Source organism: Sporomusaceae bacterium, assembly GCA_031460455.1.
Classification (GTDB): Bacteria; Bacillota; Negativicutes; order Sporomusales; family UBA7701; genus Anaeroselena.
In genome coordinates this window covers 1-9,684 of sequence record JAVKTQ010000030.1, presented here as the reverse complement: position 1 = coordinate 9,684, position 9,684 = coordinate 1, and the positions used below count along the sequence as shown (strand labels likewise).

The 9,684-nt window shown below is 54.5% G+C and carries 9 protein-coding genes; 8 read left to right on the top strand and 1 reads right to left on the bottom strand.

The genetic code is table 11. The features are described 5' to 3' along the window. The 8 genes from RIN56_20340 to RIN56_20305 all read left to right on the top strand — a co-directional run. Positions 1–1,070 (top strand): chromosome segregation protein SMC (locus RIN56_20340; GenBank protein ID MDR7869144.1); only part of this gene is annotated, 1,070 nt, incomplete at its 5' end. Continuing rightward, positions 1,070–2,260: an AAA family ATPase gene (locus RIN56_20335; protein ID MDR7869143.1), complete on the top strand. Its 1,191-nt coding sequence runs from the start codon at positions 1,070–1,072 to the stop codon at positions 2,258–2,260. The genes RIN56_20340 and RIN56_20335, both read left to right, overlap by 1 nt. A 20-nt stretch (positions 2,261–2,280) precedes the next feature. Next, entirely contained in the window at positions 2,281–2,757 is a 477-nt protein-coding gene (locus RIN56_20330) for a DUF669 domain-containing protein (GenBank protein MDR7869142.1), read from the top strand. Beyond that, positions 2,757–4,352 carry a DEAD/DEAH box helicase gene (locus tag RIN56_20325; protein MDR7869141.1) on the top strand — a complete coding sequence of 532 codons (1,596 nt, stop codon included), beginning with the start codon at positions 2,757–2,759 and terminating at the stop codon, positions 4,350–4,352. Before RIN56_20330 ends, RIN56_20325 begins: the two co-directional genes overlap by 1 nt. A 1-nt stretch (position 4,353) precedes the next feature. Further along, positions 4,354–6,570: an AAA family ATPase gene (locus RIN56_20320; GenBank protein MDR7869140.1), complete on the top strand. Its 2,217-nt coding sequence runs from the start codon at positions 4,354–4,356 to the stop codon at positions 6,568–6,570. A 427-nt stretch (positions 6,571–6,997) separates the two neighbouring features. Then, entirely contained in the window at positions 6,998–7,393 is a 396-nt protein-coding gene (locus RIN56_20315) for a RusA family crossover junction endodeoxyribonuclease (protein MDR7869139.1), read from the top strand. Between the two features lie 78 nt (positions 7,394–7,471). Continuing rightward, on the top strand, positions 7,472–7,999 hold the full coding sequence (locus RIN56_20310) for a hypothetical protein (protein ID MDR7869138.1): 528 nt from the start codon (positions 7,472–7,474) through the stop codon (positions 7,997–7,999). A 414-nt stretch (positions 8,000–8,413) separates the two neighbouring features. Continuing rightward, the gene (locus RIN56_20305) at positions 8,414–8,758 is read left to right on the top strand and encodes a hypothetical protein (protein ID MDR7869137.1); all 345 of its coding nucleotides are present in this window, start codon (positions 8,414–8,416) and stop codon (positions 8,756–8,758) included. Between the two features lie 355 nt (positions 8,759–9,113). On the opposite strand, the gene RIN56_20300 is transcribed toward RIN56_20305, so the two are convergent. Beyond that, positions 9,114–9,476, bottom strand: coding sequence for a hypothetical protein (locus RIN56_20300; GenBank protein MDR7869136.1), 363 nt, complete (start codon positions 9,474–9,476; stop codon positions 9,114–9,116). Positions 9,477–9,684: the final 208 nt, after the last annotated feature.

Sequence of the window (9,684 nt, the reverse complement as noted above, 5' to 3'; positions counted from 1 at the left end):
AGGTCACATTGAGCAATGGCCTGGTCGTTGAACGCTCCGGCAAAAACAGCACCCTCAAGGTAACCGACCCCCAGGGCAACAAGGGCGGCCAGCAGCTGCTGAATGAATTTGTCGAGCAGCTGGCACTCGATCTACCTCGGTTCATGGCGGCCACCAGCAAGGAAAAGGCCGCCACTCTCCTGCGGATTATCGGCGTCGAAGACCAGTTGAAAGCGCTGGAGACGAAAAGGGATCAGCTGTTCAACCGCCGGACCGAGATTGGCCGCATCGCCGATCAGAAAAAGGCTCATGTCGCTGAACTCCCCCATTATCCCGATGCTCCCGCGGAGCCGGTCAGTGCTGCGGAACTGATCAGGCGACAGCAGGACATCCTGGCCAGGAACGGGGAGAACGCCCGCAAGCGCCAGCATGCGGCGGAGATCGCGAGAAACGTCGATTTCTTAAAGGCGAAAGTGGACCGGCTGACGGAAGAATTGGCCCAGGCTACCGCCTCCTATCAGGCCGCCTTGGGCGACCTGGCCACCGCCAACAAGTCGGCCGAGGACCTGATCGACGAGAGCACGGCTGAGCTCGAGGATAATCTGGCCAACATCGAAGCCATCAATGCCAAAGTCCGCGCCAACATGGACCGGGAAAAGGCCGTACTCGACGCGGACGACTACTCCGGGCAATACGACGCTTTGACCGCCGAAATCAACCAGGTCCGCCAGGAAATCACCGAGTTGCTGAACGGCGCTAACCTCCCTCTGCCGGAGCTCACCGTGGAAAACGGGGAACTGCTCTATCGCAAGTACGCCTGGGACAATATGAGCGGTTCGGACCAGTTGAAGGTTGCGGCGGCCATTGTCCGCCGGCTGAACCCGAATTGCGGCTTCGTCTTGATGGACAAGCTCGAGCAGATGGACGCCGACACGATGAGGGAATTCGGGGGCTGGCTGGAGGCCGAGGGGCTGCAGGTCATCGCCACCCGGGTAACCACATCGAAGGACGAGGCCACGATCATCATAAGCGACGGCTACGCCGAAGAAGGAGCCGAGCAAAAAAGCACATGGGAAAGGGGGAAATTCTAATGGCACTCAACATTACCCGCGGGTTCGTGTGGAAGGCGCAGAAGGTGGTCGTATACGGCCCTGAGGGCATTGGCAAGTCGACGTTCGCTTCGCAGTTCCCCGAACCGCTGTTCATCGATACTGAGGGCAGCACGAATCTCCTAGACGTTGCCAGGTTGCCGCGGCCCACCAGCTGGACTATGCTGCTGGCTATGGTGCAGGAGGTCAAGGCCACGTCTGGCTGCTGCAAAACGCTGATCATCGACACGATGGACTGGGCCGAGCAGTTATGTGTTGCCCATGTCTGCGCCATCCATGGCAAGAAGGGGATCGAGGATTTCGGATATGGTAAGGGCCACGTATTCGTCAAGGAAGAGATCGGCAAGTTCCTCAACCTCCTCCAGGACGTTATCGACGCCGGGATTAATGTTGTCCTGACGGCCCACACGCAGATCCGCAAGTTTGAACTCCCCGACGAGTGCGGCAGCTACGACCGCTATGAGCTAAAGCTGGGCAACAAGACCGGCGGGCAGACCTCGGCGCTGGTCAAGGAATGGGCAGACATGGTGTTATTCGCCAACTATAAACAGTTCGTCGTCGAGATCGACAACAAAAAGAAGGTTCGGGGCGGCGCCCGGGTTATGCACACTGTGCATCACTCCTGCTGGGACGCCAAGAACCGGCACGACCTAAAACCGGAGCTCCCGTTTGAATTCGCCCAAATCGCTTATTGCGTTCCCAATCATGAGGTTGGCGAAGCAGCGAAACCAGCTGCCCAGCCTGCGGCCGCCCCCGCGGCTAAAACCCCGGCCCCCGCCGAGCCCCCGAAGGACACCCCCGCCGCAGCGCCGGCTGAACAGGCCCCGCCGAAGGAGAAAGCCAAGGAGGAAAAACCGGCGCCGCCTCCGCAGGAAAAATCTCCGCCGACGCAAGAAAAAACTACTCCCCCCGCGGGCGACAACAAGACGGCAGCGGTTAGTCCCAGGGCGCCGGATAACCTGCAGGAGTTGCCGAAGCCGCTGGCCGACCTGATGGCAGCAAACAGCGTGACGGTCGCCGAGATTCAACAGGTCGTCGCCATGAAGGGCTATTATCCCCAGGACACCCCTGTGCGAAATTACGACCCGGACTTCATCGACGGTGTGCTGGTCGGGGCCTGGGACCAGGTGCTGGCTCTGGTCGTTGATGTCAGGCAAATACCATTCCAATAAAAAATTAGGAGGAAACGACAATGGCTTACAATAACGAATTTGGTGGAACTGACGTGGGAGTGGAACTGGATTGGGAGTCGGAGATCGAGAAAGAGTCTCCGGAATACATTACGCTGCCCGAGGGTGAGTATGAATTCGAGGTCATCAGCTTTGAGCGCGCCCGGTATTCCGGCGGCGACAAACTGCCGGCTTGCAACCAGGCGAAGCTGAAACTTCAGGTGACGGTGTCGGATGGCGTCGCGACGATTAACCACAACCTGTTCCTTCACTCCCGGACCGAGGGCATCCTGAGCGCGTTCTTCAACTGCATCGGCCAGAAGAAGCACGGCGAAAAGCTGAAGATGGACTGGAATAAAGTCATCGGTTCCAAAGGGCGCGCCAAGATTGGCACCCGCGTCTACGAAGGAAAAACCTTAAATGAGGTCAAGAAATTCCTGGAGCCTGCGGAAGAGGCCCAGCCGGCCGGCAGCAAGAAGTTCCAAACCGGTAAATTCTAATGGAAGACCGGGCGTATCAGCGGGACGCGAAGGCAGCGATTTTTCGGGAGTGGGAATCCGGCAACCGGAAAACGCTGCTCGTCCTCCCGACGGGCACGGGAAAAACCATCGTCTTCGCCAAGGTGGCCGAGGACTGCGTTAGGGCTGGTGAGCGGGTGCTGATACTCGCTCACCGGGCCGAGCTCCTGGACCAGGCCGCCGATAAGATCAAGAAGACCACAGGCCTCGTCACGGCGGTGGAAAAAGCAGATCAAAGCTGTCTAGGCAGCTGGTACCGTGTCGTTGTCGGTTCGGTGCAGTCCCTCATGCGGGAGTCCCGGCTGCGGCAGTTTGACAAAAAATATTTTGACAAAGTTATCGTCGACGAAGCCCACCACGCTCTCTCAGACAGCTACCAGAATGTTCTGCAGCACTTTGAGGAGGCCGACGTCCTCGGCGTTACAGCCACCCCGGACCGCGGCGACATGCGCAACCTTGGCCAGTATTTTGACAGCCTGGCCTACGAATACACGCTCCCCAAGGCCATCAAGGAAGGCTACCTGAGCCCGATCAAGGCGCAGACCATCCCCTTGAAACTCGACTTGACCGGCGTGGGCATGCAGAGCGGCGATTTTAAGGCCGCCGACCTCGGGACGGCCCTGGACCCCTACCTCCACCAGATCGCCGAGGAAATGAAAAAGTATTGCCAGGGGCGAAAGACCGTCGTATTTCTGCCCCTGATTAAGACCAGCCAGAAGTTCAGAGATATTCTCACCCAGGCCGGCTTCCGGGCCGCCGAGGTCAACGGGACAAGCGATGACCGGGCCGAGGTGCTGGCGGATTTCGACGCTGGCCGGTATGACGTGCTCTGCAATTCGATGCTGCTCACCGAGGGCTGGGACTGCCCGAGCGTGGACTGCATCATCGTCCTCAGGCCGACGAAGATCCGCAGCCTGTACTGTCAGATGGTTGGCCGCGGCACCCGACTCCACCCCGGGAAGGAAGAGCTCCTGCTGCTGGATTTCCTCTGGCACACGGAGCGCCACGAGCTCTGCCGGCCGGCCCACCTGATCGCCACCAACGAGGAAGTCGCTAAGAAGATGACCGAGAAGCTCGAGGAAGCTGGCTGCCCGCTCGACATCGTGGCAGTGGAGACGGCCGCGGCCGAAGATGTGGTGGCGGCCAGGGAAGAAGCCTTGGCCAAGAAGCTGGCGGAAATGAAATCCCGCAAGCGCAAGCTCGTCGACCCGCTTCAGTTCGAGATGTCGATTCAAGCGGAAGACCTGTCGAGCTATGTGCCGAGCTTCGGTTGGGAAATGGGGCCACCCAGTGAAAGCCAGGTCAAAACGCTGGAGAAGTTGGGCATCTTCCCCGACGAGATCGATAACGCCGGCAAGGCATCGAAGCTCCTGGACCGGCTCAATATCCGGCGGATGGAAGGGCTTACGACTCCCAAGCAGATCCGCTTCCTGGAGAGCCGCGGCTTCCAGCATGTCGGTGCCTGGCAGTTTGAGCACGCGAAAAAACTGATTGACCGGATCGCCGCCCAGGGCTGGCACATCCCGCCGGGTATCGTTCCCCAAAACTACCACCCTGAGGTGAGAGACATTGGATAAGATGGATCTGTTCCCGCTGCTCGACTATATCGACCCCGCCAACCTCTCTTATCAGGAGTGGGTTAATGTGGGCATGGCTCTCAAAGAAGAAGGCTATACGGCCAGTGTGTGGGACGCATGGAGCAAACGGGACGCCACCCGCTACCGGCCCGGGGAGTGTTTTAAAAAATGGGGATCGTTTCAGGGATCTAGCACTCCGGTCACCGCGGGGACTATCGTGGAGATGGCCAAGGATGGGGGTTGGGAGGCCCCCAGGGCCGTCCGGGATGATTATGAGATCGAATGGGAAGGCACTATCGGTACCGACAAGGCGGAGCGAGTTATCATCGACAAAAACTGGATTGAGGGCCGCGAACTCGTCGAGCCGGAGAACTGGAACCCGGTGAAAGACCTTACCACTTACCTGGAGACGCTTTTCGACAGTTCGGAGAATGTCGGCTATGTCACCAGCAGCTGGGAGAAGGACGGGAAATATTTACCCACGAAGGGCAACTGGGACCGCACGGCCGGCCAGCTCATCGAGGAGCTGAATATCTGCGACGGGGATATCGGCGCGGTCTTCGGTGATTACAAGTCGGAATGCGGCGCCTGGATCCGCTTCAACCCTCTGGACGGCAAGGGCGTTAAAAACGAGAACGTCACCGAGTTCCGGTTCGCGCTGGTGGAATCCGATCACCTGGAGCTTGAAAAGCAAAACGAGATCATTCGCGCCCTGGAGCTGCCGGTGGCCTGCCTGGTCCACTCCGGGAAAAAGAGCCTGCATGCCATCGTGCGCATCGATGCAGCTGACTACGAAGAATACCGTAAGCGCGTGGATTACCTTTATGCCGTCTGCAAGAAGAACGGGCTGGAGATCGACACCCAGAACCGGAACCCGTCGAGGTTGTCGCGCATGCCCGGCGTTATCCGCCAGGGGAATAAGCAATGGCTCATCGACACGAATATCGGCAAAGCAAACTTCACTGAATGGAAGGAATGGATCGAAAGCGTCAACGATGATCTGCCGGAGCCGGAGAACATGGCGGGGGCCTGGGATAATCTCCCCGACCTGGCGCCGACCCTGATAGACGGTATCCTGCGACAGGGGCATAAGATGCTTATGGCCGGGCCGTCGAAGGCGGGGAAGTCGTTCGGGCTCATAGAACTTTGCTGCGCGATCGCGGAGGGGCGGAAGTGGCTGTCATGGGACTGTTCCCAAGGCAAGATCCTGTATGTCAATCTGGAGCTTGACCGGGCCAGCTGCCTGCACCGTTTCAAGGACGTCTATCAGGCCCTCGGCTGGCAGCCGAAAAACATCAACAATATCGACATATGGAATCTCCGCGGCAAGTCTATTCCCATGGATAAGCTGGCGCCCAAGCTGATCAGGCGCGCCGCGAAGAAAAACTACATCGCCATCATCATTGACCCGATCTATAAGATCATCACCGGTGACGAAAACAGTGCCGACCAGATGGCGAATTTCTGCAATCAGTTCGATAAGGTTTGCACCGAACTCGGCTGCGCGGTGATTTACTGCCACCATCATTCTAAGGGCGCCCAGGGCGGCAAGCGGTCGATGGACCGGGCGTCCGGGTCGGGTGTGTTCGCCCGCGACCCCGACGCGCTGCTCGACCTGATTGAGCTTGATATCACCGAGGCGCTGGCGAAGCAGGAAGAAAATAAATCCGTCTGTGCGGCCTGTGAGGCCTTCCTGGATGCGAATTATCCCGACTGGGATGATGATGTGTCACAGGACGACCGGCTCAGCGAGAGAGCCATGCTGGATTATTGCAAGCGGGTCGTATCGCAGGAGAAGTACATCGAGCTGGTTAATAACTTCGTTTTCCCGGCCCGGCAGCGGGCACGGCAGCGGACGGCCTGGCGCATTGAGGGGACGCTGCGCGAGTTTCCGAAGTTCGCGCCGGTGAACCTGTGGTTTGATTACCCGGTGCACTATGTCGATAAAATCGGCGTCCTGAAGGATGTTGATGCCGACGCCGATCAGCCGCCCTGGAGGAAGAACTTTAAAAGAAAGAAATCCCCGGCAGATAGCAAAAAGGAACGCGGGGCATCCCTTGAGACGGCCTTCGAGGCGGCCGGGTTTGAAGGTCAGCCGACAGTAAAAAGTATGGCCGAATACATCGGCGTAACGGAAAAAACTGTAAGAAACCGCATAAAAGAGCACGGCAATTTTGCCGTTGATGTGCATGGTGCGGTTTTCAGAAAGGAGAAATAAGGAAGGAAAAAGTCGGTGTTTCTCCGAGATTTTCCTGACAGGAAATTCTCGGTAACGTTTCGATATTTTCCTGACAGGAAAGTAAAAAACATCGAGATTTTCCTATCAGGAAAAAGTCGAGAAATTATCGAGATTTTCCTGTCAGGAAACGACCTATATATACTACGTATATATATCCGCTTCGCTTTCCCTCACGGTCAAGGGGAAAAAATAGTCGGGGGCGTAGGAAGCCCCCCGACATACTTTTCCCTTCCTTGACAATAAAAATTTTCCCGGCAAAGGAGATGGGCAAAAATGGAAAGACCGCCTTGCTATAGGCCTAACGATGATGCTTACCCGTTGTGTAAGGGAGCCGAGCATCCGGCATCCTTTGCAGAAAATGATTGCGTTCGTTGCAACCTATACGAAGACATGGACGAGAGCGTCTATGCCGACGATTGAATTTTTTATCGCAATAGAGCCGCCAACGAAAACACACCAGCAAAAGAAGGCAAGGGTTGTGAAAGGTAAGCCTGTTTTTTACGAGCCGCCCGAACTCGCCGATGTTCGCCAGAAGTTGACGGCCTATCTCGCCAGGCACGTACCGCCTGAGCGGCTTACTGGACCCGTGCAGCTGATTACAAAGTGGTGCTATCCCAGGGGGCGTTATGGGAACGGTGAGTATAAGACCACCAAGCCCGACACGGATAATATGATCAAGTTGCTCAAGGACGTGATGACTGACTTGGGCTTCTGGGTGGATGATGCCCAGGTGGCCAGCGAGGTGACGGAAAAGTTTTGGGCGGAGGTGCCGGGGATTTATGTCCGGATTAGAAAGCTATGAAAACCGCAAGCGATTGCGTTTTTGTGAAAAATGCTCCGCCGGCGTTTCGACGCAGGCAAGATCAGGTGAGGAGGTACCATGAATAAAGAAGACGTGGCTAGGATTGCCGTCGAAGCCGCCCTCGATTTCATTGAGAAACGTCAGCAGAAAGAAGCCAAGTCCCGGGCCGACCGCCGACTGCGCAATACCAGACTGCTGCTCAGGAATTATCACCTCCTGAAAGCTCACTGTGATTGTTCGGTTTACTCCATCAGGCAATCAGCGGAGCGGCCGATCGACATCCTGGATGATATCGACGCTTTAGACAGGAGCACCTACATAGACGCCATCAAGCGGTCAAGAACACGAACTCAGATCATCATTGACCATATCGACACGATGATGGAGCTTTACCTGGCATACTGCGAGAAATCGGACAAGCCGGAAGATCTTCGGAGGTACAGGATACTGAAAGCCGTCTATTTCGACCGGTACACTATCCCGGCTGTCTGCACCATGGAAAACATCGACGATTCGACTTATTACCGTGACAGTCGTGACAGTATTGAAAAGCTAAGTGCGCTAATTTTCGGCATCGACGGGCTTTCGTCCATGCGAAAAACGTGACAGAGACGTGAGAGTTTATCCGTGTTATCATGGTACCATGAAATAATTATCAAGGCCGCTCGCTTATGTGGGCGGCTTGATTATTGCAGGACATTTCTTGTCTATTACGAAATTTAACAAAAAATAGACAGGAACGGGAAAGCTAAAGGAAATCGATAAAAATATCGAGATGAAGAATGACCAGATCATAGTTACACTAAAATACGAACCTGATATTGTACTTAAAATGACAATGACTGGTGAGGACGTAAATATTGATTGTAACAAGCCGCTAATAATGCATCCCGATGGAACTGCAGATATTAAAGTTGATTAAGAGCCTCACGGCTCTTTTTCTTTAGAGACGGATTTCGCAGGAAAATGCGTCCCTTTGCCGAAATGTGGAAGAAACGGCGAAAGGGAGTGGTCTCAAAGTTGGAAAGCAAAGCTGTTGTAACAATTGCCATTGAATCAAAAGAGGGCCATAATTTTACGGATGCGATAAATGAAATATTGAGTGAAATGAAAAGGATGGATAGTTTTAGAACTCCGCCTATTGCCGTGAAGAAGATTGAAAGTTATCCAGCATTCGAGGGGCTGAATTATAATTGCGGAATAAGAAGCATTTTAAATCTTCATTTTCTCAATAGCTCGGGTCGGGGAGCACCTGATTTAAATTTTGCAAATATAAAAGTATGCTTAGAAAGAATGCGACCAAATACATTCAGTTTAATTGCTATAAGTGATGGACTGCAGTACTATACTGAATATAGCAATTAAGGAGATCGGTAATAGAGCCTTCGGGCTCTTTTCTTTTACCCTTGCTGGGAGGTGGTGGCCGTGGGTGTCCATTACTGCAACGAGCGCTGCTTGTTCAATGACAACGACGACGAGCGCTGTGACGCATCGCCAGTCTCCCATTATAATCGACGTTGCCTCAGCTGGCGGCCGCGGCCTCGCGGAGAGAACTATCGCAACATGATGCGGACCTTCGACAGTAACTGTGACAAGAACTCCGCTGGTGGAGGGTACAAGTCGAGCCGGATAATCGGAGTATTAAAGTAAGATGGCGAAAGCATGAAAATAAAAACATCCCCGGGCTTTTGACCCGAGGATGTTTATTTAATGGAACTTGCTATCGCATAGCATTTGCCAATGAACTTACAAAGCTGTAGATATTGGGTAGATATGGTGCTGTTAGCTGCAAGGCGGTCGAGATTAGATTAATTCTTCGGTCAGTATCATGGGAGCTTTTCGCATCCTCAAGCATAGTCAGTGCTCGTCCAATGTCTTCACTTGGGGTGATGCTAGTTTTTATGCAGCTTTGAATTCGAGAGATATCAATATCAGTAAGCTTCGCTGCTAATGAGTATGTGATCCGAATACCTTCGTTGCATGCTTCAAAACAATTACCATCAATATCCATGTTATCAGGGGCGCCATTAATATTAATACCAACTCCGCAGTTTTTCATGATGTTACCTTTTATCGACCACATAATATCACCTCCGACATTATTTTACCATAAGTTGGTATAGTACGCCAAACAAGCCATTGCAGCCGTGGTCTCCCCTGGCAGGAGTTGCGATGGGGGCGAGCTGTCTAGGTTCGCGGGTCCTTCCGGAGGGGTAAGCCGGGTACGGGTCTTCCGAGCCCCGGTAATTCCCCCTGATAAAACTGATTTTTGGGGTTGAAACTTATGGCTA

Bases quoted from the DNA above. Each gene is read 5' to 3' on its own strand.
- RIN56_20320 (MDR7869140.1), top strand. From the start codon at position 4,354: ATGGATCTGTTCCCGCTGCTCGACTATATCGACCCCGCCAACCTCTCT.
- RIN56_20335 (MDR7869143.1), top strand. From the start codon at position 1,070: ATGGCACTCAACATTACCCGCGGGTTCGTGTGGAAGGCGCAGAAGGTG.
- RIN56_20310 (MDR7869138.1), top strand. From the start codon at position 7,472: ATGAATAAAGAAGACGTGGCTAGGATTGCCGTCGAAGCCGCCCTCGAT.
- RIN56_20315 (MDR7869139.1), top strand. From the start codon at position 6,998: ATGCCGACGATTGAATTTTTTATCGCAATAGAGCCGCCAACGAAAACA.
- RIN56_20300 (MDR7869136.1), bottom strand. From the start codon at position 9,476: ATGTGGTCGATAAAAGGTAACATCATGAAAAACTGCGGAGTTGGTATT.
- RIN56_20330 (MDR7869142.1), top strand. From the start codon at position 2,281: ATGGCTTACAATAACGAATTTGGTGGAACTGACGTGGGAGTGGAACTG.
- RIN56_20325 (MDR7869141.1), top strand. From the start codon at position 2,757: ATGGAAGACCGGGCGTATCAGCGGGACGCGAAGGCAGCGATTTTTCGG.